Source organism: Micromonospora acroterricola, from assembly GCF_003172955.1.
Classification (GTDB): Bacteria; Actinomycetota; Actinomycetes; order Mycobacteriales; family Micromonosporaceae; genus Micromonospora; species Micromonospora acroterricola.
The window spans coordinates 1-26,517 of record NZ_QGKR01000280.1 but is presented as its reverse complement, the minus strand read 5'-3'; the positions used below and the strand labels follow the sequence as shown (position 1 = coordinate 26,517).

Here is a 26,517-nt window from a genome sequence, read left to right as displayed (position 1 = left end):
ACCCTCGTACCCTCGCTGCCCACCCGCTCCGGCGCCGCGCCGGCCCCGTCGCGGTCGCTCGACGTCCTCGGCGTACCGGGCGAGATCAACCTGGACTACGCCGCCAGCGCGCCGTGCGCGCGGGCCGCGGCCGACGCGGTGACCGAGCTGTTGCCGTGGTACGCCAGCGTGCACCGCGGCGCGGGAGCGCTGTCGCGGCACTGCACTCTGGCCTACGAGCGGGCCCGGCAGACGGTCGGCGACTTCTTCGGCGCCCGCGCCGAGGACCACGTCGTCTTCACCCGCAACACCACCGACGCGCTCAACCTGTTGGCGCGGGCGCTGCCCGCCGGCACGACGGTGGTGACCTTCGCCGGAGAGCACCACGCCAACCTGCTGCCCTGGCCGCGCGGCTCGGTACGGCTCCCGGTGCCCGCCGACCCGGCCGGGGCGGTACGCGACCTCGCCGCCGCCCTCACCGAGCTGCGCCGGGACAGCAACGCGGCGCTGCCGGTGCTGGTGGCGGTGACCGGGGCGAGCAACGTCACCGGCGAGCGTTGGCCCGTCGCCGAACTGGCCCGGGTGGCCCACCGGCACGGGGCCCGCATCGCCCTCGACGCGGCACAGCTCGCCCCGCACGCCCCGGTCGACCTCCTCGCGCTCGACGTGGACTACCTGGCCGTCTCCGGCCACAAGCTGTACGCGCCCTTCGGCGCGGGCGTCCTGATCGGCAGGGCGGACTGGCTGGACCCCGCACCGCCGTACCTGGCCGGCGGCGGCGCCACCAGTCACGTCGGGCCGGCCACGCACGACGTGACCTGGGCGACCGGCCCGGCACGGCACGAGGGCGGCACCCCGAACCTGGTCGGCGCCGTGGCACTGGCCGCGGTGTGTACGGCGCTGGCGGAGGCGGACCGGGCCGGGCTGGCGGCCGGCGAGCAGGCGTTGCTGGCCCGGCTGCGGACCGGCCTCGCCGCGCTTCCGCATGTGGTGGAGCTGCGCACCTTCGGCCCGGACGCGCCCCGGGTCGGCATCGTCTCGTTCGTGGTCGCCGGGCGGGACTCCGCGGAGGTGGCCGCCCACCTGGCCGCCGAGCACCGGATCGGCGTACGCGACGGGTTGTTCTGCGCCCACCCGCTGGCCCGGCGGCTGCTCACCGAGGCGGCGGGACGCACCGGCCGGCGCGACCTGCCGCCCACCGCGCTGCGCGCCAGCATCGGCCTGGGCAGCACCACCGCCGAGGTGGACCGGCTGCTCGCCGCGCTCGCCGCGTTGGGCTGACGCCCCGGCGGGCGGGTTGCGGCCGGGTCAGCCGACCGGCGGGGCGGTGGGGGGTCTGGGTCCGCCGCCCGGCTCGGCCGGTTCGCTCACCGGCCGCTCCTGGTCCCCGAAGGCGGTGCGGATCCACCGGTTCGCCTCCTCCTGCTCGATGCCGGACGCCACCAGCAGGTCACTTGCCGTGGTCCGGATCTGGGCGATCACCACGCTGCCGGAGAAGCCGACCCCGGCCCCGTACGCCCGACCGGCCTCGCTGACCGCCCGCAAGGACCGCTCGCGGGCCTGCTGCGGTTCCTCGCCCACGGCGAACTCGTGCTTGAGCAGCCGGACCGCCTCGGCGAGGTGGGCGATCCCGTCCGGCATCGGGTCCGGCACCGGTTCCTCGTCCTCGATCAGCGTGACGGACCGGCGGATCAACGTGCCGGTGTTGCGCATCGCCCGGTCGATCGGGTCGGCCGCCTCGGCGTAGTGGGTCAGCTCGTCACGTCGGTGCCAGCGGGCCGGCGAGAGGGTGGCGGTCTCCTTCGCGCCCTCGATCGCCTCGGCCAGCGTGGCCAGTTCCTCCTTGTTGTTACGCAGCCGTTCCAGTGCCCGCTGGACGGTGGCGCGGTCCCTGCTGCGCAACCCGTCGGCGGTGGCGTCGAGCTGGGCGCTGAGCAGGTCCAACGCCGGTCGGGCCGCGCGATTGATCACCCGGAGCGGGTTCAGTGGCAGCAGCACGGCCGTCACCAGCAACGCGATGCCACCGCCGAGGAACGCGTCGACGAAGCGCGGGATCTCCAGGTTCTGGGTGGACGGGCTCAGGGTGACGATCAGCACCGCCGTGGCCGCCGCCTGGATGACGATGGCGACGCTGGCGCCGGCGAAGATGGTGAGCAGGATCGCCACCGTGACCACCAGGCCGAGCTGCCACGCCCCGGTGCCGAGCAGGTAGATCAGGAAGTCGCCGATGGCCACCCCGATCCCCACCCCGACGATCAGCTCCACGGTCCGGCGGAACCGCTGGCCGACCGACGCGGCCAGGGTGCCGACCGCGGAGATCGGCGCGAACACCGGCTGCGGGTTGCCGAGCAGCCGGTGCGAGATGAAGTACGCCAGCCCGGCGGCCAGCCCGGCCTGCAGGGCCAGTCCACCGGCCATCCGTACCCGGTGCAGCCGGTCGTGCAGGGTGGCCCGGCCCCGGTGCCGCAGCTCCTCGGTCACCTCGGCGATCCGCGCGCCGTCGACGTCCACCAGCCCTTCGCGCAGCGCGGTACGCCGCACCATCGGAGGTCGCTTGTCCCGGGCCACGGCCATGGGCGCGTCTACCCGTGGCACGCCCGCTGAATCCTCCCGCCCGGTGCGGCGCGGGATGCGGCAGACTCGGGCGGTGACTGATCTGCTGGACCGGTGGCGAGCGGTGGCCCGGGGCGCCGGGGCGGGGCGGGGCTCGACGCAGGTCGGTGAGCAGCTGCTGGCCCGCCGGCGGGAGCCGCACCGGCACTACCACACGGTGGCCCACCTGACCGCGGTGCTCGACGTGGTGGACCGGCACGCCGGGCTGGCCGACCGGGCCGACCTGGTTCGGTTGGCGGCCTGGTGCCACGACGCGGTCTACGACCCCCGGGCCGCCGGCGACGCCAACGAACGGGACAGCGCCGAGCTGGCCCGGAGCGTGCTCACCGGGCTCGGCGTGCCGGCCCCCGCGGCGGCCGAGGTGCGCCGGCTGGTGCTGCTGACCGCCGGGCACCTGGTGGCCCCGGGCGACCGGGACGGCGCCCTGCTCTGCGACGCGGACCTCGCCGTGCTGGCCGCGCCGCCGGCCGCCTACGACCGTTACGCGGCGGCCATCCGTCGCGAGTACGCGCACGTCCCGGAGCCGGCCTTCCGGGCCGGGCGGGCCGGGGTGCTCACCGGGCTGCTGGCGCTGCCCGCGCTGTACCGGCTGCCGCCGCTGGCGAGCCGGTGGGAGCAGCCGGCCCGGGCCAACCTGCGCCGCGAGCTGGAGACACTCACCGGGCCGCCGGTGAGCGGGGCCTGACCAGGTGCTTCGGGCGGCGCAGACCGGCGTCGCGGAGCAACCGGACGAGCTCCCGGCTCGGCACCACCCGGGCCCCGAGCCACACCGCCGCCGCGAAACGCTCGGCCGGGATGTCGTAGTGGTCCCGGTCGAAGCCGCGCCGGGGCACACCCAGCGCCTCCGCGAAGGCGTGCAGCTCGGCGTACGAGATGTCGCTGATCAGGTGCGACCAGAGGCGACCGCGCCACGGCCAGGCAGGCCGGTCCAGGTAGAGCATGGCGCCTAAGCTAGCCCGCGCAGTCGATCATGTTGATGATCGCCGGTCGGCGACCTAGCCTCAGCTGCATGGCCCCCACCACGCTCCTCGATGACCTGCGCGCCGCGCTCGGCGAGAACGCCGTGCTCACCGACCCGGACCTCCTGCGCATGCACGAGCGGGACGAGGCCGACCTCTGCCCCGCCGGGTCCCCGCTGGTGGTGACCCGTCCCCGCAGCACCGAGCAGGTGGTCGCGGTGGTCCGGGCGGCGGCGCGGCACGGCGTACCCGTGGTGCCGCAGGGCGCGCGGACCGGGCTGGCCGGCGCGGCGAACGCGGTGGACGGCGCGGTGGTGCTGAGCACCGTCGCGATGGACGAGATCCGGGAGATCGACCCCGTGAGCCGGATCGCGGTGGTCCAGCCCGGGGTGGTCAACGCGACGCTGGCGGGGGCGGTTGCCAGGCAGGGGCTGTGGTATCCGCCGGACCCGGGCTCGTGGGAGTCGTCGACCATCGGCGGCAACGTGGCCACCAACGCCGGCGGCATGTGCTGCGTCAAGTACGGGGTGACGACCGAGTACGTGCTCGGCCTGGAGGTGGTGCTCGCCTCCGGTGAGGTGCTGCGCACCGGCCGGCGTACCGCCAAGGGGGTGGCGGGCTACGACCTGACGCGCCTGTTCGTCGGCTCGGAGGGCACCCTCGGGGTGATCACCGAGGTGACCGTGGCGCTGCGGCCCGCCCCGGCCGAGTCGCTGACCCTGGTGGCGGTCTTCCCGTCCACCGCCGCCGCCGGGGCGGCAGTGGCCGAGATCGCCGCCCGGGGGCTCACCCCCAGCCTGCTGGAGCTGCTGGACCAGACCCACCTGCGGGCGATCGAGGCGTACCAGCCGATGGGACTGCGGACGGACGCGCAGGCCCTCCTGCTGGCCGCGGCGGACACCGGCAGCCGGGCCGCCGACGACCTGGCCGGCCTGGCCGAGGTGTGCGAGGCGGCCGGCGCCGACGAGGTCTACGCGGCCACCGACGCGGTGGAGGCGGCGGCGCTGCTGCAGGCGCGGCGGCTGGCCCACCCGGCGATGGAGAAGTTCGCGGCCGACGCGTACCCGGGCGGCAACGGTGGTCTGGTGATCGACGACGTGGCGGTGCCGCGCGGGTCGCTCGCCGCGCTGCTGGACGGCGTGGCACGGATCGCGGCCGAGTGCGACGTGCCGATCGGGGTGGTCGGGCACGCCGGGGACGGCAACCTGCACCCGAACATCGTGGTCGACCGGGCCGACCCGGCGAGCCTGGCACGGGGCCGGCGGGCGTTCGACGAGATCATGCGGCTCGGCCTGGATCTGGGCGGCACCTGCACCGGCGAGCACGGGGTGGGGCTGCTGAAGCGGGACTGGCTGGCGCGGGAGATCGGCCCGGTCGGGGTGCGGGTGCACCAGGCGATCAAGTCGGCGCTGGACCCGGCCGGGCTGCTCAACCCCGGCAAGGTGCTCTGACCCGGCCGCGGGGCGAACGAACGGCCGGGTGCGGGGTCAGCCCTTGACCTCGGCCGGGGTCGCCTGGGTGAGCAGCAGCAGGATCTCCCCGGCCACCGGCGGGCGCTCCTCGCCGGGGCAGTCCTGGGAGGTGACCAGCCCGGACGAGGTGAGCAGGCTGGAGGTCAGCGCGTCGATGCAGGTGACCCGGTACTGCCGGGCCTGGTCGGTCTCCCCCGCCAGCCTGGGGTCGGCGAGCAGCACCTGGAGCCGTTCGGTCTGCTCCGGGGCGAGCGTGCCCCGGGAGGTGACCCCGTCGCCGGCGCAGTCGAGGCACTGCCACGCGCCGTCCCGCTCGACGCTCAGCGTGCGCAGCGGCCCCTCGGCACCGAGGCGCTGAAGGAGGCTGACCTGCCCGGCGGCGACGGTCGTCGGGATCTCCGGCACCGGCCCGCCGGCGGCCGCACCGACCGGCGGTTGCGCCGCTGGCGAGGCCGCGGTGTCGCCATCGAGCAGTGAGCACCCGGTCAGGGTGCCGGCGAGCGCCACGGCGAGTAGAGGGATGAGCAGACGGGAGCGCGCGCGGGAAAGCACGCGCGGAAACGTACCCCACCGTAGGTAGCAGCCGAAACCACCAACCGGGCCGGTATCGATGGTTACCCATCGGTAATGTCACATTTGGTCATCTAGCGGACGGGCGCAACTCCGCCTGATCGTCGTCGCCACCCCGGTCGGCCGCGTACCCCCGGACATCCGGGGCGCCCAGCCGGGCCGCGTCCGCCGCGGCGTCGTCCGGCATCCGCTGAGACTGCCGCTCCGCCTCCACCCGGGCGCGGTAGTGCTCGACCTCGCGGGCCCGGGTGGCCGCGTCCCAGCCCAGCACCGCACCCATCAGCTCGGCGGCGTGCTCCGCCGACTCGAGCCCCCGGTGGCTGGTCTCGAAGGAGATCCGGGTCCGCCGGGTCAGCACGTCCTCCAGGTGCAGCGCACCCTCGGCCCGCGCCGCGTACGCGACCTCGGCGGCCAGGTACTCGGGAGCGCCGGCCAGCGGGGAGGCGAGCAGCGGGTCGGCGTCGATCAGCCCCAGCAGGTCCAGAGTGAGGGTGCCGTACCGCTCCAGCAGGTGCTCCACCACGCCCACCGGCACGCCGTGCCGGCGGGCCAGGTCGGCCCGGTCCCTCCACATGGCCGGGTACCCGTCCGCGCCGAGCAGCGGCAGGTCGGCGGTGCGCGACGGGCGGGCGCCACCCAGCCGGCGGGCGGCCCGGTCGACCACGTCGGAGGCCATCACCCGGTACGTCGTGTACTTGCCACCGGCGACCAGCAGCAGCCCGAGCATCGGCTCGAAGACCGCGTGCTCCCGGGAGAGCTTCGAGGTGGAGTCGGCCTCACCGGCCAGCAGTGGCCGCAGCCCGGCGTAGACGCCCTCGATGTCGGCGGTCGTCAGAGGCCGGTCCAGAACGGTGTTGACCTGCTGCAACAGGTAGTCGATGTCGCGGGCCGAGGCCGCCGGGTGGGACCGGTCCAGCCGCCAGTCGGTGTCCGTGGTCCCGATGATCCAGTGCCCGCCCCACGGGATGACGAAGAGCACCGAACTCGCCGTACGCAGGATGAGCCCGGTCTCGCCGGTGATCGCCGAGCGGGGCACCACCAGGTGCACGCCCTTGGAGGCACGCACCCGGACGCCGGGCCGCAGACCCACGTCGTTGAGCATCCGGGACATGTCGTCGCTCCACACGCCCGTGGCGGCGATGACGGTGCGGGCCTGCACCTCGAACTCCGCGTCCGGGGAGCCGGCCGGCGCCTCCAGGTCGCGGACCCGGACGCCGGTCACCTCGCGCGCCTGTCGGATCAGCCCGACCGCGCGGGCGCTGCTCACCACCGTGGCGCCGAGGCTGGCCGCGGTGCGCGCCAGCGTGACCACCAGACGGGCGTCGTCGACCTGGCCGTCGTAGTAGCGGATCGCACCGGCCAGCGCGTCGGCCCGCAGGCTGGGGAAGATCCGCCGGGCCCCCTCCCGGGTCAGGTGCCGGTGCAGCGGCATGCCCCGGCCACCGCCGAAGAGCCCCGCGAAGGCGTCGTACGCGGCCACGCCGGCGCCGTAGTACGAGCGGCGGAAGACCCGGGCGGGCAGGCCCCGCAGGCCCCCACCCGCCGGCAGCGGCACCAGGAACGGCACGGGACGGACCAGGTGCGGCGCGAGCCGGGTCGCCAGCAGGCCGCGCTCGGTGAGCGCCTCGTGGACCAGGTGGAACTCCAACTGCTCCAGGTAGCGCAGGCCACCGTGGATGAGCTTGCTGGACCGGCTGGAGGTGCCGGCGGCGAGATCGCGGGCCTCGACCAGGGCCACCTTCAGACCGCGGGAGGCCGCGTCCAGGGCTGCGCCGGCACCGGTCACCCCACCCCCGATGACCAGCACGTCGAAGCACTCCGCGCGGAGTCGGCGCAGGTCAGCGGCACGGCGGACCGGCGAGAGCTGCCCGGCGACGGAACGGGAGATGTTGGGGTCGCGCACCTGTCCACCGTAGCCGCCGCGCCAGCGTGCCGGCATGCGCCGCCCGCCCCGTACTGTGCGAGTCATGCAGGTCGGCTCTCCGGCATCCGCTGGTCAACCTCCGCCCTACCAGCCTTCGCCACCGGGCCGGGTCAACCCCTGGCCGGTGGTCGCCGCCGTGCTGGCCGGCGGCTGGACGGTCGCGGTGACGGTGGCCACCCAGGCGGGCGGCTGGCTCACCGACCAGGTGCTGCTGGGTTTCGGGCGGGACCGGGTCGGCTGGCTCTGGCCGGTGCTGGGGCTGACGACCGTCGTGCTGGTGGGCACGCCCGCTCTGCTGCTGGCACTGCTGCCCCGGTCGGCCGCGGTCCGGGCCACCGGGCGCGCCTGGCTGGGCGCGACACTCGCACTCGGGGCGCTCACGCTGCTCCGGGTCGTGCCGCCGGTGCACCACGAGGCGTACCTCGCCGCTCTGGCCGCCATGGCGGCACTCGCCACGCTCGTCGTGCGCTGGTCAGCGCGCCGGTCCGCGTCCGGCGGGCCAGCCGGTCCGGCGTCCGGCGGGTTGGCCGGCGCGGTAGCCGGCGTGACGACGGGCCCGGTGCCGCTGCTCGCGGTCGCCGCCGGGCTGGCGCTGCTGCTGCCCTGGGCCTGGCTGGGCGCGCTCGGCGGGTTGCTGGAGACCGTGCTGGCCCTGCTGGCGGCGGCCGCCCTCGGGTTGCTGGCGGCGTCGCTGCTGGACGCCACCTTCTGGTCCCGGTTCGCGGTCGGCCGGCCGCCCCGGCCGGCCCGATTGGTGCTGGTCGGCGGCCTGGTCGCCGGGGTGACGCTGCTGCTGCTCGCCGCCGCAACCGGCCAGTCCGGTGCGCAGCTGCCCGCGCTGCTGACCCTGCCACCGGTGGCTTTCGCGCTCGCCGCCCTCTGGGCCGCGACCTGGCACGCAGCGGGGACGACGGACACGCCCGACCCGGCGACGGACACGCCGGGCCCCGCAGCGGCCGCCGTGCGCGCCGGCCGTGTCGCGACGGCCTGGCTGGTGGGTCTGGCCGCGCTGGGCCCGCTGGCCTTCACCGACCCGGAAGAGATCACCCTGCTGCTGGTCGGCACCCGCGACGTGCCGTTCTGGGTGGCGGCCGCCGCCGGCGCCGGGCTCGCCGTCGCGGTCCTGGTGGCCATCGTGTACGCGGTGCTGCTGGCCCGGTCGACGTCCCGTACCCCGAACCGGCGGGTCGCCGCGCTGACCGCGATGGTGCTGCTGGTGGCGGTGGGGGTGGTCGACCTCGGGCCCGGTCAGCCCGGCCTGTACGGCGAGCGGCTGCTGGTGGTGCTTCGCGAGCAGGCCGACCTGACCGGCCTGCCGGCGGGCACACCGGGCCGGGCCGGGCGGGACGCCCGGGCGGTGGAGGTCTACCGGCGGCTGGTGAGCACCGCCGACCGCAGCCAGGCAGACCTGCGCCGGGACCTGGGCCGGCTGCGGCTCGACCTGGTGCCGTACTACCTGGTGAACGCGGTCGAGGTGGACGGTGGTCCGGCGGTGCGGGCCTGGCTCGCCCGTCGGCCGGAGGTGGCCCGCGTGCTGGTCAGCCAGCGGTTGCGACCACTGCCGGCCCCGGCCGGGCAGAGCCGGGGCACCGCGCCCGCGCCCACCGGGCCCGAGTGGAACATCCGCCAACTCGGCGCCGACCGGGTCTGGTCGCAGCTCGGGGTGACCGGCGCGGGCATCGTGGTGGGCAGCTCGGATTCCGGGGTGGACGGCGCCCACCCGGCGCTACGGTCCGGGTTCCGCGGCGGAGACGACTCCTGGTACGACCCCTGGGACGGCACTCGGACCCCGACCGACCAGGGCGGGCACGGCACCCACACGGTGGGCAGCGCGGTCGGGCGCGGCGGCATCGGGGTGGCGCCCGACGCGCAGTGGGTGGGTTGCGTCAACCTGGACCGCAACCTCGGCAGCCCGGCGCTCTACCTGGAGTGCCTCCAGTTCATACTGGCGCCCTTCCCGGCCGGCGGTGACCCGTTCACCGACGGCAAACCGGAGCGCGCCCCGCAGGTGCTGACCAACTCGTGGGGCTGCCCGGCGATCGAGGGCTGCGACCGGAACGTGTTGCGGCCGGCCACCGCCGCGCTGGACGCCGCCGGGATCTTCGTGGTCGCCGCCGCCGGCAACACCGGCCCGTGGTGCGGGTCGATCGACGACCCGCCCGCGCCGTACGCGGACGTGCTGACCGTGGGCGCGGTGGACGCGCAGCGCCGCGTCGCCGAGTTCTCCTCGCGTGGGCCGGTGGCGGGCGGCCCGGGCAAGCCGGACGTGCTGGCGCCGGGCGTGGGCGTGGTGTCGGCCATGCCGGGCGGAGGGTACGCCGCGCTGGACGGCACCTCGATGGCGACGCCGCAGGTGGCCGGGGTGGTCGCGCTGATGTGGTCGGCGAACCCGGCGCTGGTCGGCGACCTGGCGAGGACTCGGCAGATCCTGCGGGACACCGCCACGCCGGCCGTGCCGACCTACCGCTCCAAGGACCCGACCGACGCCTGTGGCGGCCCGGCGAACGTCACCGGCGCGGGACAGGTGGACGCGTACGCCGCCGTCCGCGCCGCCCGGCCCTGACGAGGGGCACTCGGTCGACAGGATGGCGGGAACCGGAACCGGTAGCCGGTGATCTAGGGTCGCGACCATGGACGCCGAGATCACCGTCACGGAGCTGACCCCCGACCTCACCCCCGCCGTCGTACGCCTCTGCGAGCGGGCACTCGACCTGCCCGAGGACGCCAGCGAGGCGGTGCCGATCGTGGACGCGCTGTGGTCCCGAGCCGCCGCCGACCGGCTGGTCGTCGGGTTGGGCGCGTACCGCGGGACGGACCTGGTCGGTGTGCTGCTCTGTTCGGTGTCGTCGGCCGACCCCGGCCTCGGGCACGTGGACCTCGTCGCGGTGCTTCCGGACCAGCGTCGCCGTGGCGTCGGCCGGGCGCTGCTGGAGCGGGCCGAACAGGTGCTCGCCGGGCGCGGGGTGACCGAGGTGCTGCTCGCCGGGAACCCGCCGTACTACGCCTGGCCGGGCATCGACGTGCGCTACACCCCGGCGGTCTGCGCCGCCCTGGCGCTCGGCTACCAGCAGGACCGGACCGCCTGGAACATGACGGCGGACCTGTCGTACGACGGGTCGCCGGCGCTGCGGTCCACCGAGGCGACGGAGCGGCGGCTGGCCGAGCAGGGGATCACCGTCCGCCGGGCGGAACCGGCGGACCTTCCGGCGCTGGCCGCGTTCGCCCGGTCCACGTTCGGCGGCACGTGGGACGGCGAGCTGGCCGGGTCGGTGGGTCGTGACGGCGCCGGTTGCCACCTGGCGGAGCGGGCCGGCGAGCTGCTGGGCTTCGCCGCCTACGGGTCGTCCCGGCCGAGCTGGTTCGGGCCGATGGGCACCGCGCCGGCCGCCGAGGGTTCGGGCATCGGTGGGGCCCTGCTGCGTCGCTGCCTGCGCGACCAGCGGTCGGCGGGGCTGGACCGGGCGGAGATCGGCTGGGTGGGGCCGGTGCCGTTCTACTCCGGCAGCGCGGGCGCGCGGATCGAGCGGGTCTTCTTCCTGTACCGCCGAGCGGTCAACGCCAAATAGGGAAGAACAGGATATAGACCCAGATAATGCCATTCGCCCTCGTCGGGCATCGACGCCCCCTACCGTTTCGGTAGAGGAGGCAGCCATGACCACGGATGACGACCAGACCGAGGACGGCCCACCCGTCGCCTGGAAACCGGTCGGCGAACTCCCCGGCCAACTGCCGTTCGACCGGCTCGACTACGGCGACGCCGAGCAGTTGGCGGAGATGACCACGAACGGCGAGCCCGTGGTCGAGGAGCCGCAGGAGATGGTGGACGCGCCGATCCAACTGCCCCCGCCGTACGACCGGGCGCAGAAGCGGCGCAACCAGCGCCCACTGCCCACCTGACGACGAACGGGGCGGACCGCGTCAGCGGCCCGCCCCGTTCCGTGTCGGAACTGGACTCAGAAGTCCATGTCCCCGCCACCCGGGCCGGCCGGGGCAGCCGGGGTCTTCTCCGGCTTGTCCGCGACGACGGCCTCGGTGGTGAGGAAGAGCGCCGCGATGGAAGCGGCGTTCTGCAGCGCCGACCGGGTCACCTTGGCCGGGTCGATGATGCCCGCGGCCAGCAGGTCGACGTACTCGCCGTTGGCGGCGTTGAGGCCGTGACCCGCTTCGAGGTTACGGACCTTCTCCACCACGACGCCGCCCTCGAGGCCGGCGTTGACGGCGATCTGCCGCAGCGGGGCGTCCAGCGCGACCTTGACGATGTTGGCACCGGTCGCCTCGTCGCCGACCAGGTCCAGCTTGTCGAAGGCGGTCTTGCCGGCCTGCACCAGCGCGACGCCACCACCCGGGACGATGCCCTCCTCGACGGCAGCCTTCGCGTTGCGAACGGCGTCCTCGATGCGGTGCTTGCGCTCCTTGAGCTCGACCTCGGTGGCCGCGCCGACCTTGATCACCGCAACGCCGCCGGCCAGCTTGGCCAGCCGCTCCTGCAGCTTCTCCCGGTCGTAGTCGGAGTCGCTCTTGTCGATCTCGGCCCGGATCTGGTTGACCCGGCCCTGGATCTGCTCGGCGTCGCCGGCACCGTCGACGATGGTGGTCTCGTCCTTGGTCACGACGACCTTGCGGGCGCGGCCCAGCATGTCGACGCCGACGGCGTCCAGCTTGAGGCCGACCTCCTCGCTGATGACCTGGCCACCGGTGAGGATGGCGATGTCGGCGAGCATGGCCTTGCGGCGGTCACCGAAGCCCGGCGCCTTGACGGCGACCGACTTGAAGGTGCCCCGGACCTTGTTGACGACCAGGGTCGCCAGAGCCTCGCCCTCGATGTCCTCGGCGATGATCAGCAGCGACTTGCCCGACTGCATGACCTTCTCGAGGATCGGGAGCAGGTCCTTGACCGACGAGATCTTGCTGTTGACGATCAGGAGGTAGGGGTCGTCGAAGACGGCCTCCATGCGCTCCGGGTCGGTCATGAAGTAGGCCGAGATGTAGCCCTTGTCGAAGCGCATACCCTCGGTGAGCTCAAGCTCCAGCCCGAAGGTGTTGCTCTCCTCGACGGTGATGACGCCTTCCTTGCCGACCTTGTCCATCGCCTCGGCGATGATCTCGCCGACGGTGCTGTCACCAGCGGAGATGGAGGCGGTGGAGGCGATCTGCTCCTTGGTCTCGACGTCCTTGGCGAGCTTGGACAGCTCCTCCGAGACGCTCGCGACCGCAGCCTCGATGCCCCGCTTCAGGGCCATCGGGTTGGCGCCAGCCGCCACGTTGCGCAGGCCCTCGCGAACCAGGGCCTGGGCCAGGACGGTCGCCGTCGTCGTGCCGTCACCGGCAACGTCGTCGGTCTTCTTGGCGACCTCCTTGACCAGCTCAGCGCCGATCTTCTCGTACGGGTCCTCGAGCTCGATCTCCTTGGCGATGCTCACACCATCGTTGGTGATGGTGGGGGCACCCCACTTCTTCTCGAGCACGACGTTGCGGCCCTTGGGGCCGAGCGTCACCTTCACGGCGTCGGCGAGCTGGTTCATGCCCCGCTCGAGGCCGCGGCGCGCCTCTTCGTCGAACGCGATCATCTTGGCCATACGGCGTTGTCCTCCTGGACACTCACGGGCCACCCGAGATGTGTGCCCCGGATGGGCCGCCTGGTGTACGCACCTTGGGACGTCGCCACCTGGCGACGACGACGTCCTTCGGCCGGGCCGGATAGCCCGCGACGACCGGCCATGTGCCACCCCGGCGTCTCCACGCCGGCGCGACCTTGGCCCCACCGTCCCGACCATTGGCACTCACGGTATGCGAGTGCCAATGACTTGTTTAGCACTCTCCCCTGCCGAGTGCAAGCACGACCGCCACGATCAGCCGAGTTCCGCGGCCAGTCCCGCGCTGTTCACCGGCCCCTCATGGGCCCGCTGCTCGGCGTACGTCACCAGCAGCCCCACCAACTGCGCGAGGTGGGCGGGGAGGACCAGGACCGCGCTGAGGGCGATCACCAGCACCACGCCGACCGCGGAACCGGGGGTGGCGAGCGGATCGACACCGAACGGGGCGCTGCCGACACCCTCCAGGACGCCGGGCACCAGAGTGCCGACGATCACCACGGCCGCAACCAGCGCAACGCGTCCCAGCAACAGCCCCAGCCGGTCGTGGAACATCCGGAACGACCGGCCGATCGGGTTCTGCCGCTCGAAGAGATAGACCGGCCCGGCCATGCTGAGCGCGAAGGCGAGGTAGATGCCGGGGAGCAGGCAGAAGCAGATCCCCAGGCCGATGATCACGCCCATCAGCAGCGTCCAGCCCCAGAGGCCGAGCGCGCGGCGCAGGCCGTAGCGCAGCGCCTCACCCAGGCCGACCGGCTCACCGGCCGCCTGGCGGGTGATCACCCAGGTGCCGGCGGCCCAGCCCACGGCCTGCACGAACCCGACCAGCAGGCTGCCGCCGATGAGCACCAGGAACATGGTGGCCAGGTCGGTGAAGAAGGTGTCGGGCAACGAGGTCGTGCCGTCGACCGCCGTCGTCTCCCACTTCGCGCTCGGATCCAGCCCGAGGGCGAACACCGACAGCACCGCCGCCGGAAGCACCTGGGTGAGCAGCAGGATGGGCAGCAGCAGCCGCCAGCCGCGCCGGACCGCGCCGAGACACCGGTCGAACCACCCGTTCAGCCCGCCGCCGGGTGGGGTGACCAACCGGTCGGCCGGATCCATCCCGGGCGGGTACCACCCGGTTGGCGGCCCCGGATACCAGGGCTGCCCGCCGTACGGCCCGGCGCCGATCGGATAGCCGCCGGTGGGCGGGAAGACCCAACCCTGCGGCGGCGCGCCCGGCGGCGGCCCCCAGTCCGGCGAGGCATCCGGCGGCTGGCCCGAGGGGGACGGCGCGGTCGGGTCACCAGCGGGCGGCGGACCGGACGGGTCGGGCTCGCCCGGGGTTGGGGCGGCCGGGGGCGGCTGGTCGGACATGAACCCTCCTCAGCGACGGCTGGAACGGTTCAGCATCTTCCAGGGTCCGGCCGCGCGGCGCAGCCCCGGTCGGCGGGTGCTACTGCCGGCCCGGTCAGGCGATGACGCGCACCCGCTCAGCCTGCGGGCCCTTCTGGCCCTGGGCGATCTCGAACTCCACCCGCTGACCGTCGTCCAGCGCCTTGTAGCCGTCCATCTCGATCGCGGAGAAGTGGACGAACACGTCCTGACCGCCGTCGACGGCGATGAAGCCGTAGCCCTTCTCGGCGTTGAACCACTTCACGGTGCCCTGTGCCACGGTGCACTTCCTCACTTTGCGCGTGTTGCCTGCCCCGGCACGGCACGGCCGGCGCCCTCGGACCAGCGCTCCGGCGATCGATGACGGCCGCTGGAACGAGTGACCGAAATCGCACGCTACACGAGGAGTGACGGCCGCGCACGACCACAAATCAGACATATTCCGGGCCCGTGACGGGTGTGGCGGCATCGCCGACCATCGCTGTGATAGGTATGCGGCATGACGAGCGCGCCCGAACGGGTGGACGGCAGCGACGGCGCGCCCGACCGCCGCACCGGGACCGGGACCCCGCGCGTCCCGATCCGGCGGGTACGCCCGGCGGACGCGGCCCGGATGCGCGCTCTACGGCTGGAGATGCTCGCCGACGCCCCGCTGGCCTTTCTGGAGACGATCGCCGACGCGGCCGCCCGACCCCACGCCGAGTACGCCGCCCGGGTGGCGTACACCTCGCGCGGCACGGAGACCGCCCAGTTCGTGGCGGATCCGGGCGGGCGGTTCGTCGGCCACGCCGGCGGCACGGTAGCGCCGCGCGAGGCGGGGCTGACCGTGATCTACGCGGTCTATGTCACGCCGGCCTGGCGTGGCAGCGGGCTGCTCGGCGAGCTGATCGACGAGGTGGCCGCCTGGTCGCGGGCCTGTGGCCGACCGGAGCTGCTGCTGGAGGTGGTGGTCGGCAACGACCGCGCCTACCGGGCCTACCAGCGGCTGGGCTTCACCGACACGGGCGTACGCGTCCCACACCCCACCATCCCCGCCCTGACCGAACTCCAGATGCGCAGAAAAGCCTGAACCCATCCCAGGGCAGAACCCCGGTGATGTTCTCCAAGAGCCGGCTGCATCGGGCCCAGCGTGCCCCGAGAGGGTTTCCGGGGGGAGCCCGCCCGCGGAAGGATCAAGCCTGACCGCCTGGAGCGGGTGGGCTCCCCCGGAAACCCCAACAGCAACCACCGAATCAGACAGGCCGCCGCGACTGCACGATCCGGAACCGGTTCGCCACGTACGCCCCGTCGGTCAACGCCGAGTTGGCCGCCGGGTTGGCGCCGCTGCCGTGGAAGTCGGAGAAGGCCGCCGACTGGTTCACGAAGACACCGCCGGTCAGGTTGCAGGACAGGTGCACCCCCACCTCGACGGCGACCGCCTCCGTCTCGTCCAGCACCGCCTCGTCCGTGGAGTACACCCCCGCGGTGAGCGCGCCCTTCTCGCCGACCGTCCGGCGCAGCAGGTCGAGGCTGTGCGCCGTGGACTCGGTGGCGATGGCGAACGAGATGGGCCCGAACCACTCCCGGCCGTACGTCTCCGCGTCGTCCGCGGTCAGCTTCACGATGGTCGGGGTACGCACCACCGCGTCGGCGTACGCCGGGTGCGCCACGGCCCGCGACTCCAGCACCGGCTCGCCGACCTTGGTCACCTCGGCGAGCCGCTCCAGCACCCCGTCGTTGACGATGGCGCCGGTCAGCTCCACGCCCCGGGCCGGGTCGGCGGTCAGCTTGCCGACCGCCGCGGCGATCCCGCCGGCAACCTCGTCGAAGCTCTTGTGCCCCTGGTCGGTCTCGATGCCGCCGGCCGGGATGAGGATGTTCTGCGAGGTGGTGCACATCTGACCGCTGTACAGGGTCAGCGTGAAGCCGAGGTTGCGGCACATGCCGGCGAAGTCGTCGGTGGAGTCGATCACGACCGTGTTCAGCCCGGCCTTCTCGGTGTAGACCGACGCCTGCCGCGCGTGCGTCTCCAGCCAGTCGCCGTACTCGGTGGAGCCGGTGAAGTCGACGATCTTCACGGACCGGTGCAGGGCCAGGTCGCTGGCGAGCTTCTCGCCCGGCGCCTCGGCGGCCAGCATGATCAGGTTGGGGTCGAAGCCGGCCTCGGCCAGCACCTCCCGGGCGTACTTCACGGTGATGGCCAGCGGCAGCACCGCGCGGGGATGCGGCTTGACGATCACCGGGTTGCCGGTGACCAGCGAGGCGAACAGACCGGGGTACGAGTTCCAGGTCGGGAAGGTGTTGCAGCCGATCACCAGCGCCACGCCGCGGGGCACCACGTGGAACGTCTTGGTCATCCGCAGCGGGTCGCCCTTGCCGGCCGACTTCTCCCAGCCTGCCGTGCCCGGGTGCCGGGTCATCTCGGCGTACGCGTACGCCAGCGCCTCCAGCGCCCGGTCCAGCGCGTGCGCGCCGCCGGCCTGGAAGGCCATCACGAACGCCTGCCCGCTGGTGAACTGCACCGCGTTGGCCAGCTCGAAGATGTGCTTGTGCAGCCGGTCGAGGATCTCGAGGCAGACGCCCACCCGGGCCTGCGGGCCCGCGTCACGCCACGCCGGGAGCGCGGCGGAGGCGGCGGTGACCAGCTCGCCGGGGCCGGCGTGCGGGTAGCGCACCGCCAGCTCCACCCCGAACGGGCTCGCCTCGGTGGCGACCCGGTCACCGGTGCCCGGCTGGTCGAGCGGGAAGTCGCCACCCAGGTACGCCTCGAAGGCGGCCTTGCCGTCGGCGGCGGCGGTCTCGCCGTAGACGCGGGGGCTGGGGGACTCGGGATAGGCGGACCAGTAGCCCCGCTCCGTGATCGCGGTCAGCGCACGGTTGAGGGTGTCGGCGTGCCTGTCGTACAGGGGATGCGGGGTCTCCGTCATGCCCGCCATCATGCCGCAGCCGGGTTCGGGAGCAGAAGCGCCAATCCCGGACAGCGCGGCTGGCCGACCGGGTCAGAGGGTGAGCTGCCAGTTGTTCCAGGAGTCCACCGGGCGGAAGCCGAGCCGCTCGTTGATCGCCACCATGTAGCTGTTGCTGGCCGCGTTGAAGGTGTCGATGACGCGTACCGCCGGCTCGTGGGTGAGCAGATGGTGCAGGTTCTCGATCTTGGCGAGCAGGCCGAGCCGGTGCCCCCGGTGGGCCGGGTCGACGATGGTGATCTGCTGGAAGGCGTGCCAGTCGGCGGAGGCGCCCACGTCCAGCAGGGTCCAGGCGACCAGCCGGCCGGACTCCTCGTGCCGCACTCCGAGGTGGTAGCGCCGGCGCCCCTTGGCATCCAGTGCCCGCTCGGTGCCCCGGACCCGCTCGGCGTCCACCTGCTCCGGCTCCCACTGCACGTCTCCCATGGGTGCGTCCATCAGCAACCGGCCGTCCAGGTAGGCGACGTCAGCGACGTACTCCTGCGGGGTGGCGCCCTGCCAGCAGACCGACCGGTAGCCCTCGGCCAGGGAGTGGGCCTCGGCCAGCGCCGCCCTCAGCGCGGCCCGGTCGATGTCGGCGACCTCCAGCCGGCGACGCACCTCGGCCAGCGCCGAGTGGGCTCCGGTCGCGGCGGCGAACGCGTCACCCGCCACAGGCCGGGCGGGCCCGCCGGGCAGCGCCGAGACGGTCATCCCGACGACCCGCTTGCGTCCGTGCTCGCGTAGCAGGCGCACCCCGTGCTCGTGCAGGGCCCGGCCGACGCCCCGCCGCCGCAGCTGGGGATGCACCACCAGGTCGACGGTGGCGTTGTCGGTGTTGTCGAGCTGCGGCAGGTCCAGTGTGAGGTAGCCGGCCGCGACGCCGTCCAGGCGGGCCAACGCCCACAGCGTGGCGGTGCCGGGCATCGGGGTGTGGAACAACGCGTCGAAGCGCCGCCGGCAGAAGGGCGGGAAATCCGGCAGGTCGGCGTCGTTGGCCGCCGCGCCGATCCGGTACGCCTCGTCGACCGCGGCCCGGTCGGCGCCGTCGAACGACGCGATGGTGATGCTCATGCCGCCGAGCGTGCACCCGCAAAAGCGATCGGGCCAGCGAATTACTTCGCTGGCCCGATCGGACGTGGTCGGGAGGGACACTCGCACAACGCCTCCGGCGTTGGGTCGCAAGAACTTCAAAAGTCTCCGGCGAAATGCCCTCCCGCACGGAGCATCTTGCGCCGTCCGGTTCCTGCCGTCAAGTCCAGACAGGCGGGTTTTCCACACTCACAGCGAAAAGCCAGTTACCCGGCGGATCGGCCCGGTCCCCCATCCGGGCGATTGACGGCGCACGCCGGCGACCGGCGGGTCAGCCGAGGAGGCCGGCGTCGCGGGCGGCGCGGAGGGACGGCTTGATGTGGTGGGTCGGCCCGACCTGGCCGGCCACCGCGTCGATGGTCTTCAGTCCCTCGCCGGTGTTGAAGACGACCGTCTCGGCGGTCGGGTCGAGCCGGCCGGACTCGACCAGCTTGCGCAGCACCGCCACGGTCACCCCGCCCGCGGTCTCGGCGAAGACGCCCGTGGTGCGGGCCAGATCGCGGATGCCGGCGCGGATCTCGTCGTCATCGGCGTACTCCATCCAGCCGTCGGTGCGACGCACCGCCTCCAGGGCGTAGAGGCCGGCGGCCGGGTCGCCGATGTTGAGGGACTTGGCGATGCCGGTGGGCTTGACCGGGGTGATCGTGTCGGTGTCGGCGTGCAGGGCGGTGGCGATCGGGTTGCAGCCGGCGGACTGGGCGCCGAAGACCTTCCAGCCGCCGGCGGGCGCCTCGACCAGGCCGATCTCGACCAGCTCGGAGAACGCCTTGTCGATCTTGGTGAGCAGCTCACCGCTGGCCATCGGGATGACCACCTGGGCCGGGATCCGCCAGCCGAGCTGCTCGGCGACCTCATAGCCGAGGGTCTTGGAGCCCTCGGCGTAGTACGGCCGGACGTTGACGTTGACGAACGCCGTGTCCTCGAACTCGTCGGTCTCCACCAGCTCGCCGCAGAGCCGGTTGACGTCGTCGTACGAGCCGTCGATGGCGACCAGTTCGCCGCCGTAGACCGCGGTGGTGATGACCTTGCCCTGCTCCAGGTCGCTGGGGATGAAGACCACCGAGGGCACCCCGGCGCGGGCGGCGTGCGCGGCCACCGAGTTGGCCAGGTTGCCGGTGGAGGCGCAGGCGAACCGGGTGAAGCCGAGCGCCTTCGCGGCGGTCAGCGCCACCGAGACGACCCGGTCCTTGAACGAGTGGGTGGGGTTGGCGCTGTCGTCCTTCACCCACAGCGGTGCGGTGATGCCCAGCTCGGCGGCGAGGTGCGGGGCCGCCACCAGCGGGGTGAGCCCCGGGTCGAGGGTGACGCGGGTGGCCGGGTCCTGACCGGCGGGCAGCAGCGCGGCGTACCGCCAGATGTTGTCCGGGCCGGCCTCGATCTGCTCCCGCGTGACCGTGGCCAGAACGGAGGTGTCGTAGTCGACCTCGAGGGGGCCGAAACACTCGTAGCAGGCGTGCTGCGCGGCTAGCGGGTAGCGGGCCGAGCAGGCGCGGCAGACCAGGGCGCGGGCGGGGCTGGCGGAGGTGTCGATGCCGGAGGCGGCGAGCGTCGACGTCATGTCGAGGAGTCCTCTCATCTTTCCCCGCATCGCACGGTGCGGCGGGGACGGAATTGGCACCTGCCCCGCGGGTCGCTCAGCGGTGAGCGCGCGGGGTGGTTGCCGGGGCGTCGTCGGGCCGTATCCCTCAGCCCCTCTGGATGAGGTATGCAGTTGTGCCGTCGAGTCTAGGCAACGCCGGGCGTCGCCTCCACCGCAGATCCCACGCTGTGAGCCACCGGGTCCACCACCGCGACCGGGTCGGTCACCGCGGTGGGCCGGGGCAGCGACGGTGCCCGCGTCCGGGACCGGGTGACGAGGTTCGCGGCGACCAGGGCGGCGATGGTGATGGCGGCGCCGGCCAGCTCGACCGGCTCGGGCCGGTAGCCGCGGGCGATCTGCACCGCGAACGTGGTCACCGGGACCAGGTTCATGAACAGGGCGGCGTTGGCGGCGCCGAGCCGCTGCACGCCGGTGTTCCACGCCAGCACCGCGACCACGGCGCCGATCACCACGGCGTACGCCAACTGCGGCGCGACCGCCACGAGGTCGTCCACGCCCGGCGCGTGCTGCCATCCGACGCCGTCGGCGAGCACGCTCGCGGCCAGCAGGGCGGCCGTGCCGGTGAGCGCGGTCAGCGTCGTGAAGCGCAGCGGCGACCAGGCGCCGAACCGGCTGGCGCCGTGGGTGTAGATGGCCCAGCCGAGCACCCCGCCGATCATCATCAGGCCGCCGAGACCGAACTGGCCGAGCCCGGCCAGGCTCCCGCGGGTGATCACCAGGCCGACTCCGAGGAGCGCCACCAGGGAGAGGGCCAGCAGGAGGGGCTTCGGGCGTACGCCGTCCCGGGCCCAGCGGACCAGCTGCGTGATGACCGGTGTGGTCGCCACGAAGAGGGCGACCTGCTGCGGCGCGGCGTGTTCGAGCGCCAGGTTGGTGAGCAGGTTGAAGCCGGCGAAGCCGACCACCCCGAGCATCACCACCTCGACCGCCCGGCCGCCGAGCCGCAGCGCGCCGGCGCCTTCGCGGAGCAGCAGGATGGCGACCAGGATGACGGCGGCGAGCAGGTAGCGGGCGGTGGTCAGGTTGAGCGGGTCGACCCGGGTCAGCGCACTGGCCAGGACCGGGAACATCACTCCCCAGCCGAGCACGGCGAGCAGCGGGTAGGCGGCGGCGCGGGATCGCATCGTCAGCTCCAATGTTCGAGTATCGTCGAACCAACGACACCGACCCTAGGAGCTTGTTCGACAGTTGTCGAACAAGGGTTACACTGGTCACATGGAGCCGCACGAACCCGACCTGAGCGCCGTACCGGTCACCGCCGTACTGGCCGCGCTCGCCGACGACGTGCGACTACAGATCGTGCGGGCGCTGGCGGAGGGCGGCGAGCGCGCCTGCGGCACCTTCGACTTCGGCGTCTCCAAGGCGACGCGCAGCCACCACCTGAAGGTGCTGCGCGAGGCGGGCCTGACCCGCACCCGGGCCGCCGGCACCAGCCGCCTGGTCCGACTCCGCCACGACGAGCTGAACAAGCTCTACCCCGGCCTGCTGGACGCGGTCCTCGCCCCTCGCCCTCCGGCCTGAGACGCCGCACCGCCCTCGTTGGCCGGCTGCGGTCCTCGCCCCGGGCGGGTGGGACCCGTCACCGGCGCACGCTGTGGAGCTGAATCGTTTACGGCATCACCATCGTTTGCGACATGACGGAAGGGGGGTCCCCGACCGGGCGCGTCGCCGGAACCGCCTCGTCGAGGCTCTGGCGACGCGCGACAAGGGGTGCGATCAGACGGATACCGGGCTGGGCTCGGACACCGGCGTCGATGGAGCGCCGGGGCGACGCCGGGCGACCAGCGTGTCGAGCGCCCACGGGCCCGAGCCGAGTGCCGCGATCAGCAGGAAGGACCAGCAGAAGACCGCCGCCAGCTCACCTCCGTTGTGCAGCGGCAGCACACCGTCCGGCTGGTGCACCACGAAATAGGCGTACGCCATCGAGCCGGACGCGAGAAGCGCGGCGGGCCGGGCGAAGAGCCCGGCCAGCACCAGTGCGCCGCAGACCAACTGGATCAGCGCGGCCCACCAACCCGGCCAGGTGCCGAGCGGTACCGCCTTGCCGGTCATGGGGTTGCCGCCGAACAACCCGAAGACCGAGGACAGGCCATGCAACGTGAACAGCAGGCCGATCACGATGCGGAACAGGGACAGGGTCGGCCCGCCGAGCCGAGAGACGTTCATGGAAACCTCCGTGGATAGGGATCGATTACCATCCATGGTGAGGCATAGACTCATTGAAGCTCATAAATTCTCTGCTAGTGGGATAATCCCGGCAGAAACATGCTCAGAGTGTGTCCACGACGGCGAGCAGACCTAGCTGCGGACACGCGAGCACCGACGCCCTCAGCTTCGCCTAGCAAAAAATTCGACGTAAGCCCATGCCGACCACCACCGCCATGGGAGCGCTCCCGAATTGACGGTACAGCCTGTCGAGCGGCCCGTACAGCCTGTAGAGCTGCCCCAGATGCGGGGCGGCCGGCCGGCCTGCGAAAGAGATGATGCGGTCCGCTACGCCACCTCGCTCGCCAAGATGGCGTTGTTCTTGATCGACCGAAGGATCGAGACCATGCGCCGCCGACGACGGCGGCGTCAGCGACACCGCTAAGACTTTCTTCACCACGATTGCGTGATTCGGCGAGCGATGTCACAAACGATTCAGCTCCAAAGGCGCACCAGGAGAGGTGCCCAACCAGTTCGCGTGGCGGTGCAGTGAGAGCCGGCGAGGGCCGGTGCCGGGCGGCGGTGTGCTGCCTAGGTGGGCGAGGATCAACGAATGATCTCCCGCGACTCGGCAGCACGGCGACGCATCAGCGCGACGGTCGCGATGGCTCTCGTGCTCGGCGGCTGCACTCCTGGCGACCATCGCGGCCAGTCCGGGGACGGCCCGAGCCGACCACCGACCGCACCCAGCCCTTCAGTGAGCGTCAACCCGGTGCCCGCGTGCCCCGCGACCGGCGTTCGGATCCGGTCGACCGGCGGGGACGCCGCAATGGGCCTGCGCGCCCTCGGCCTGGAGCTGGTCAACTGCGGCGAGCACCCATACCAGCTCAACGGGTACCCGGTGCTGCACGTGTTCGACGAAGCGCGCGAGCCGATCATGCTGCGGGTGGTCAACGGCGCCAAGGAGATCACCTCGGGCTTCGACCAACCACCCCGGAAGGTCACCCTCGCCGCCGGGGAGCGGGCCACCGCCGTGGTGCTCTGGCGCAACCTGGTCACCGATTCGACCGTGGTGGCAACCAACGGGGAGTACCTGCGGGTCGCACCCGCCGCCGGGCAGCCGGCCGAGGACGTCGACCCGGACGGCCCGATCGACGTGGGCAACACCGGCCGGATCGGTGTCAGCGCCTGGAAGAAGGCGGAGCCGTCCGCGCCGGTGCCTACGCGACCGGCCCCGCGGCCGGTGCCGAGCGCGCTGCCGTCGTCGGTGAGCCCACCCGACAGCCGGCTGTGAGCCGACCCGCTACGACGTGATGTCCTTGCGGGTGAAGCGCCAGAAGGCCAGCCCCCAGAACAGCGTCGCGTAGCTGATCGCCGAGATGCAGCCGCGTACCACGTCGTCGGTCTGCACCGGGGTGGAGAGCAGCCCCAGCCAGGCGGTGCTGAAGTGGGTGGGCAGGAAGTCGCGCAGAGCGCCGAGGGCGGTGATCTGGTCCAGGATGCTGGACAGGATCCAGAGCAGCACCGCGCCACCGACCGCGCCCAGCGCGGCGTCCGTGGTCACCGACAGCAGGAACGCCAGGCCCGCCACCACCAGCAGGACGACCGCCAGGTAGCCGAGCACGGCCAGCAGCCGGAGCAGCCCCTCGCCCGGCTCCAGCTCTGCGGCTACCGTGCTGCGCAGCGGCGACCAGCCGTAGCGCAGGGTGCCGGCGACCAGCGCCGTGCCGGCCAGCAACAGCAGGGCCAGTCCCGAGTACGCGAGCGCGACCACCAGCTTCACGGTGAGCAGCCGGGCCCGGGGCACCGGGATCGCCAGCAGGTAGCGCAGGCTGCCCCAGCTCGCCTCGCTCGCCACCGTGTCGCCGCAGAACAGCGCGACGACCACCACCAGCAGGAACGACGCCGACACGAAGATCGAGAACAGGGTGAAGTTGAGCCCGCCGGAGGTGGCCAGGTCGACCAGGCTGGCGAACTCGTTGTTGCCGTTGTCGTCGTCGCCGCCGGAGTTGAACTGGAAGGCGACCAGGATGATCAGCGGCAGCAGCACCATGAACCCGAGCGCCAACTGGGTGCGCCTCCGGGACGCCTGCCGGCGGAACTCCGCCCCGAACGGCATCGTCGCCGAGGGCCGGTAGCCACGGGCCTCACCCGCGTCAGTAACAACCATCACCGGTCACCGCTTCCCCGTGAGTTCTCGCCCACCAGGGCGAGGAACGCGTCCTCCAGGCGCCGCCGGGGCACCACCCGGTCCACCCCGATGCCCGCGCGCACCAGCTCGGCCACCACGTCGCTGCGGGCTGTGCCGTTGGTGTCGACCACCAGCTGACCGTCGCTCTCCGGCAGCACCGTGACGCCGTGCAGCCGGTCCAGCACCACCCGCGCCGCCACCGGGTCGGTGACGTCGAAGAGGACGCTCGGCGACTCGCCCACGATCTCCTCCACGGGCCCGGACGCCACGATCCGGCCCTTGTTCACCACGACGGCGTGCGTGCAGGTCTGCTCCACCTCGGCCAGCAGGTGGCTGGAGACCAGCACCGCCCGGCCGTCCCTGGCGTACCGCTGGAGCACCCGGCGCATCTCGGCGATCTGCGGCGGGTCGAGCCCGTCGGTCGGCTCGTCCAGCACCAGCAGCTCCGGCAGGCCGAGCATGGCCTGGGCGATGGCCAGCCGCTGCCGCATCCCGTGGCTGTAGTTCTTGATCTTCCGGTGCACCGAGTCGCCCAGACCGGCGATCTCCAGCGCCTCGTCGAAGTGCGCGTCCGCGGCCGGCCGCCCGGTGGCCCGCCAGTACGCCCTCAGGTTCTCCAGGCCGGACAGGTGCGGCAGGAAACCGGGCCCCTCCACCAGCGCGCCGATCCGGGAGAGCACCGGCGACCCGGGCACCAGCCGGCGGCCGAAAACGTAGATCTCGCCGGCGGTCGGCTGGGTCAGCCCCATCAGCACCCGCAGCGTGGTGGTCTTGCCGGCGCCGTTCGGCCCGAGCAGGCCCACCACCTGACCCGGGTGCACCTCGAAGTCCACGTTCGACACCGCCACGAAGCCGTCCGCGTACTCCTTGCGCAGCCGGCGCACGGCCAGCGGCGTGCCCGCGTACTCCGGGTGCACGGAGCGGTCCTGGCGGCGGTGCCGGCGGCGGACGACGGCCACCACCACGACGAGGCCGATCGCGATGGCGGCGAGCAGGCCGGCGAGCACCCAGCGCCAGATCGTCGCGGTGGTGGGAATGGGGTCGCCGCTGACGGTGGGCAGGCTGACCGCGCCGTCCGCCGCCACCGTGTAGACGGTGGGCTGGGTCGGCGTCGTGTACGCCTGGTCGGAGCTGGCCACCACCAGCCGCAGCCGGTGCCCGGCCTCGACCCGGCGGACGATCCCGGGCAGCGTCACGGTGACCGGGCGGGCGTCCTGCACCCGCTGCGGCAGGCCGGTGAGCCGGATCGGGGCGACCAGCCCGTTCGGCAGGGTGGCCGCGCCTTCCGGGTCGACGTCGTAGAGCTTGACGAAGAGCACCGCCTCGCCGGTCGGTGAGGCGGCCCGCAGGGTGACGGTGGGGGCGCCGGCCACGTCCACCGCGTCGGTCAGCGGCGCCGACTCGAACCGGGCGTGCTGGCCGGGCACGTCGCCGGCCACCCCGTCCAGCAGCGAGGCGAGCCCGCCCGCGAACGGGACCGAGGAGATGGCGGCCGGGTTGCCGTTCGGCGGGTTCGCGATCGGCTGCGCCGGTCCGGCGACCACGACCTCCCGACGGGTGGTGCCGGTCAGGCCCGGGTAGTCGGCGCGGCGGAAGCCGGTGGCGACCAGACCCCGGTCGAGCGCGTCGAAGCCGGCGATCCGCGACCAGGTGAAGTCGTCGCCGGGCGCGTCGCCCTCGCCCTTGACGTAGTGGTCGAGCCACTGGACGGTCAGGAACTTCACCCGGTCCGAGTCCGAACGGGGGCCAGCGCCGCCGTCGTGCCCACCGGTGAACCAGGCGACCCGCACCGGGGTGCCGGCGGCGGCGATGCCCTTGGCGTTGGCGTCCGCCTCACCGAGCGGGAAGAGGGTGTCGGCCTCGCCCTGCACCAGCAGGGTGGGCGCCGTGATCCTGTCCAGCACGCCCGCCGGGCTGGACCGCCGCAGCAGGTCCACCGCGGCCTGGTCGGCCCGTCCGGTGGTGGCGATCCGCAGGTACGCGGCGCAGACGTCGGCGGCGAACCGGCCGCAGGACGGGTCGGCGGCGCCGGCCGGGGCACCGCCGGGACCCGTGCCCGGGCCGGCGCCCGGCCCGGGGC

At 73.3% G+C, this 26,517-nt stretch carries 24 protein-coding genes and 1 riboswitch; of the genes, 9 read left to right on the top strand and 15 right to left on the bottom strand.

Translation table 11 applies throughout. The features are described from left to right. Window positions 1-15 precede the first annotated feature (15 nt). Window positions 16-1,260: an aminotransferase class V-fold PLP-dependent enzyme gene (locus DKT68_RS24615; protein WP_407940787.1), complete on the top strand. Its 1,245-nt coding sequence runs from the start codon at window positions 16-18 to the stop codon at window positions 1,258-1,260. Window positions 1,261-1,287: 27 nt separating this feature from the next. Here the strand turns inward: DKT68_RS24615 and DKT68_RS24610 are convergent, their stop codons facing one another. Continuing rightward, on the bottom strand, window positions 1,288-2,490 hold the full coding sequence (locus DKT68_RS24610; RefSeq protein ID WP_236647059.1) for an FUSC family protein: 1,203 nt from the start codon (window positions 2,488-2,490) through the stop codon (window positions 1,288-1,290). Window positions 2,491-2,626: 136 nt separating this feature from the next. On the opposite strand from DKT68_RS24610, the gene DKT68_RS24605 reads away from it, so the two are divergent. Further along, entirely contained in the window at window positions 2,627-3,277 is a 651-nt protein-coding gene (locus DKT68_RS24605; protein ID WP_236647055.1) for an HD domain-containing protein, read from the top strand. Here the strand turns inward: DKT68_RS24605 and DKT68_RS24600 are convergent. Continuing rightward, window positions 3,249-3,533 (bottom strand): DUF4031 domain-containing protein, encoded by a 285-nt coding sequence (locus DKT68_RS24600; protein ID WP_109819758.1) that lies wholly within the window; start codon window positions 3,531-3,533, stop codon window positions 3,249-3,251. The genes DKT68_RS24605 and DKT68_RS24600 overlap by 29 nt on opposite strands. A gap of 68 nt (window positions 3,534-3,601) precedes the next feature. On the opposite strand from DKT68_RS24600, the gene DKT68_RS24595 reads away from it, so the two are divergent. Beyond that, a complete protein-coding gene (locus tag DKT68_RS24595) occupies window positions 3,602-5,002 on the top strand; it encodes an FAD-binding oxidoreductase (RefSeq protein ID WP_109819757.1) in 1,401 nt (466 codons plus the stop codon). A gap of 36 nt (window positions 5,003-5,038) precedes the next feature. Here DKT68_RS24595 and DKT68_RS24590 read toward each other — a convergent pair whose 3' ends face one another. Then, the gene (locus DKT68_RS24590; RefSeq protein ID WP_109819756.1) at window positions 5,039-5,575 is read right to left on the bottom strand and encodes a hypothetical protein; all 537 of its coding nucleotides are present in this window, start codon (window positions 5,573-5,575) and stop codon (window positions 5,039-5,041) included. Window positions 5,576-5,663: 88 nt separating this feature from the next. Continuing rightward, a complete protein-coding gene (locus DKT68_RS24585; protein WP_109819769.1) occupies window positions 5,664-7,481 on the bottom strand; it encodes a glycerol-3-phosphate dehydrogenase/oxidase in 1,818 nt (605 codons plus the stop codon). Window positions 7,482-7,560: 79 nt separating this feature from the next. Here DKT68_RS24585 and DKT68_RS24580 point away from each other — a divergent pair, with 79 nt between their 5' ends. The 3 genes from DKT68_RS24580 (at window position 7,561) to DKT68_RS24570 (ending at window position 11,414) form a co-directional block, all read left to right on the top strand. Next, window positions 7,561-10,080 carry a S8 family serine peptidase gene (locus tag DKT68_RS24580; RefSeq protein WP_109819755.1) on the top strand — a complete coding sequence of 840 codons (2,520 nt, stop codon included), beginning with the start codon at window positions 7,561-7,563 and terminating at the stop codon, window positions 10,078-10,080. A 67-nt stretch (window positions 10,081-10,147) separates the two neighbouring features. Continuing rightward, window positions 10,148-11,083 (top strand): GNAT family N-acetyltransferase, encoded by a 936-nt coding sequence (locus DKT68_RS24575; protein ID WP_109819754.1) that lies wholly within the window; start codon window positions 10,148-10,150, stop codon window positions 11,081-11,083. An 85-nt stretch (window positions 11,084-11,168) separates the two neighbouring features. Then, the gene (locus DKT68_RS24570; RefSeq protein ID WP_109819753.1) at window positions 11,169-11,414 is read left to right on the top strand and encodes a hypothetical protein; all 246 of its coding nucleotides are present in this window, start codon (window positions 11,169-11,171) and stop codon (window positions 11,412-11,414) included. A 56-nt stretch (window positions 11,415-11,470) separates the two neighbouring features. Here DKT68_RS24570 and groL read toward each other — a convergent pair whose 3' ends face one another. The 3 genes from groL to DKT68_RS24555 form a co-directional block, all read right to left on the bottom strand. Beyond that, window positions 11,471-13,093, bottom strand: a complete 1,623-nt coding sequence (gene groL, locus DKT68_RS24565; protein ID WP_109819752.1) for a chaperonin GroEL — start codon at window positions 13,091-13,093, stop codon at window positions 11,471-11,473. Window positions 13,094-13,366: 273 nt separating this feature from the next. After that, entirely contained in the window at window positions 13,367-14,467 is a 1,101-nt protein-coding gene (locus DKT68_RS24560) for a hypothetical protein (RefSeq protein ID WP_109819751.1), read from the bottom strand. A gap of 94 nt (window positions 14,468-14,561) precedes the next feature. Continuing rightward, the gene (locus DKT68_RS24555) at window positions 14,562-14,765 is read right to left on the bottom strand and encodes a cold-shock protein (RefSeq protein ID WP_013288855.1); all 204 of its coding nucleotides are present in this window, start codon (window positions 14,763-14,765) and stop codon (window positions 14,562-14,564) included. A gap of 333 nt (window positions 14,766-15,098) precedes the next feature. On the opposite strand from DKT68_RS24555, the gene DKT68_RS24550 reads away from it, so the two are divergent. Beyond that, window positions 15,099-15,554: a GNAT family N-acetyltransferase gene (locus tag DKT68_RS24550; protein WP_236647058.1), complete on the top strand. Its 456-nt coding sequence runs from the start codon at window positions 15,099-15,101 to the stop codon at window positions 15,552-15,554. 163 nt (window positions 15,555-15,717) lie between these two features. Here the strand turns inward: DKT68_RS24550 and paaN are convergent, their stop codons facing one another. The 4 genes from paaN to DKT68_RS24530 form a co-directional block, all read right to left on the bottom strand. Continuing rightward, complete coding sequence (paaN, locus tag DKT68_RS24545) at window positions 15,718-17,391, bottom strand: phenylacetic acid degradation protein PaaN (protein ID WP_201749172.1); 1,674 nt, start codon at window positions 17,389-17,391, stop codon at window positions 15,718-15,720. Between the two features lie 72 nt (window positions 17,392-17,463). Then, on the bottom strand, window positions 17,464-18,483 hold the full coding sequence (locus DKT68_RS24540) for a GNAT family N-acetyltransferase (RefSeq protein WP_109819748.1): 1,020 nt from the start codon (window positions 18,481-18,483) through the stop codon (window positions 17,464-17,466). A 289-nt stretch (window positions 18,484-18,772) separates the two neighbouring features. Beyond that, window positions 18,773-20,059: a threonine synthase gene (thrC, locus tag DKT68_RS24535; protein WP_109819747.1), complete on the bottom strand. Its 1,287-nt coding sequence runs from the start codon at window positions 20,057-20,059 to the stop codon at window positions 18,773-18,775. A gap of 11 nt (window positions 20,060-20,070) precedes the next feature. After that, window positions 20,071-20,206, bottom strand: a riboswitch (SAM riboswitch). Between the two features lie 20 nt (window positions 20,207-20,226). After that, a complete protein-coding gene (locus DKT68_RS24530) occupies window positions 20,227-21,225 on the bottom strand; it encodes a DMT family transporter (protein WP_146218430.1) in 999 nt (332 codons plus the stop codon). Window positions 21,226-21,316: 91 nt separating this feature from the next. On the opposite strand from DKT68_RS24530, the gene DKT68_RS24525 reads away from it, so the two are divergent. Next, entirely contained in the window at window positions 21,317-21,622 is a 306-nt protein-coding gene (locus DKT68_RS24525) for an ArsR/SmtB family transcription factor (RefSeq protein WP_109819745.1), read from the top strand. Between the two features lie 195 nt (window positions 21,623-21,817). Here the strand turns inward: DKT68_RS24525 and DKT68_RS24520 are convergent, their stop codons facing one another. Further along, entirely contained in the window at window positions 21,818-22,267 is a 450-nt protein-coding gene (locus tag DKT68_RS24520; RefSeq protein WP_109819744.1) for a DoxX family protein, read from the bottom strand. Window positions 22,268-22,439: 172 nt separating this feature from the next. Then, window positions 22,440-22,706 (bottom strand): hypothetical protein, encoded by a 267-nt coding sequence (locus DKT68_RS30965; RefSeq protein WP_146218429.1) that lies wholly within the window; start codon window positions 22,704-22,706, stop codon window positions 22,440-22,442. A 153-nt stretch (window positions 22,707-22,859) separates the two neighbouring features. On the opposite strand from DKT68_RS30965, the gene DKT68_RS24515 reads away from it, so the two are divergent. Next, a complete protein-coding gene (locus tag DKT68_RS24515; protein WP_330848949.1) occupies window positions 22,860-23,540 on the top strand; it encodes a DUF4232 domain-containing protein in 681 nt (226 codons plus the stop codon). Between the two features lie 9 nt (window positions 23,541-23,549). Here the strand turns inward: DKT68_RS24515 and DKT68_RS24510 are convergent, their stop codons facing one another. Both DKT68_RS24510 and DKT68_RS24505 read right to left on the bottom strand, forming a co-directional pair. After that, the gene (locus DKT68_RS24510) at window positions 23,550-24,416 is read right to left on the bottom strand and encodes an ABC transporter permease (RefSeq protein ID WP_109819742.1); all 867 of its coding nucleotides are present in this window, start codon (window positions 24,414-24,416) and stop codon (window positions 23,550-23,552) included. Beyond that, a partial coding sequence (locus tag DKT68_RS24505) for an ATP-binding cassette domain-containing protein (protein WP_109819741.1) occupies window positions 24,416-26,517 on the bottom strand: 2,102 nt, incomplete at its 5' end. The genes DKT68_RS24510 and DKT68_RS24505, both read right to left, overlap by 1 nt.

Excerpts from the sequence above, each read along its gene's own strand:
- DKT68_RS24600 (WP_109819758.1), bottom strand. The coding sequence starts at position 3,533 with ATGCTCTACCTGGACCGGCCTGCCTGGCCGTGGCGCGGTCGCCTCTGG.
- DKT68_RS24595 (WP_109819757.1), top strand. The coding sequence starts at position 3,602 with ATGGCCCCCACCACGCTCCTCGATGACCTGCGCGCCGCGCTCGGCGAG.
- DKT68_RS24580 (WP_109819755.1), top strand. The coding sequence starts at position 7,561 with ATGCAGGTCGGCTCTCCGGCATCCGCTGGTCAACCTCCGCCCTACCAG.
- DKT68_RS24575 (WP_109819754.1), top strand. The coding sequence starts at position 10,148 with ATGGACGCCGAGATCACCGTCACGGAGCTGACCCCCGACCTCACCCCC.
- DKT68_RS24570 (WP_109819753.1), top strand. The coding sequence starts at position 11,169 with ATGACCACGGATGACGACCAGACCGAGGACGGCCCACCCGTCGCCTGG.
- groL (WP_109819752.1), bottom strand. The coding sequence starts at position 13,093 with ATGGCCAAGATGATCGCGTTCGACGAAGAGGCGCGCCGCGGCCTCGAG.
- DKT68_RS24560 (WP_109819751.1), bottom strand. The coding sequence starts at position 14,467 with ATGTCCGACCAGCCGCCCCCGGCCGCCCCAACCCCGGGCGAGCCCGAC.
- DKT68_RS24550 (WP_236647058.1), top strand. The coding sequence starts at position 15,099 with ATGCGCGCTCTACGGCTGGAGATGCTCGCCGACGCCCCGCTGGCCTTT.
- paaN (WP_201749172.1), bottom strand. The coding sequence starts at position 17,391 with ATGACGGAGACCCCGCATCCCCTGTACGACAGGCACGCCGACACCCTC.
- DKT68_RS24540 (WP_109819748.1), bottom strand. The coding sequence starts at position 18,483 with ATGAGCATCACCATCGCGTCGTTCGACGGCGCCGACCGGGCCGCGGTC.
- thrC (WP_109819747.1), bottom strand. The coding sequence starts at position 20,059 with ATGACGTCGACGCTCGCCGCCTCCGGCATCGACACCTCCGCCAGCCCC.
- DKT68_RS24530 (WP_146218430.1), bottom strand. The coding sequence starts at position 21,225 with ATGCGATCCCGCGCCGCCGCCTACCCGCTGCTCGCCGTGCTCGGCTGG.
- DKT68_RS24525 (WP_109819745.1), top strand. The coding sequence starts at position 21,317 with ATGGAGCCGCACGAACCCGACCTGAGCGCCGTACCGGTCACCGCCGTA.
- DKT68_RS24520 (WP_109819744.1), bottom strand. The coding sequence starts at position 22,267 with ATGAACGTCTCTCGGCTCGGCGGGCCGACCCTGTCCCTGTTCCGCATC.
- DKT68_RS24515 (WP_330848949.1), top strand. The coding sequence starts at position 22,860 with ATGATCTCCCGCGACTCGGCAGCACGGCGACGCATCAGCGCGACGGTC.
- DKT68_RS24510 (WP_109819742.1), bottom strand. The coding sequence starts at position 24,416 with ATGGTTGTTACTGACGCGGGTGAGGCCCGTGGCTACCGGCCCTCGGCG.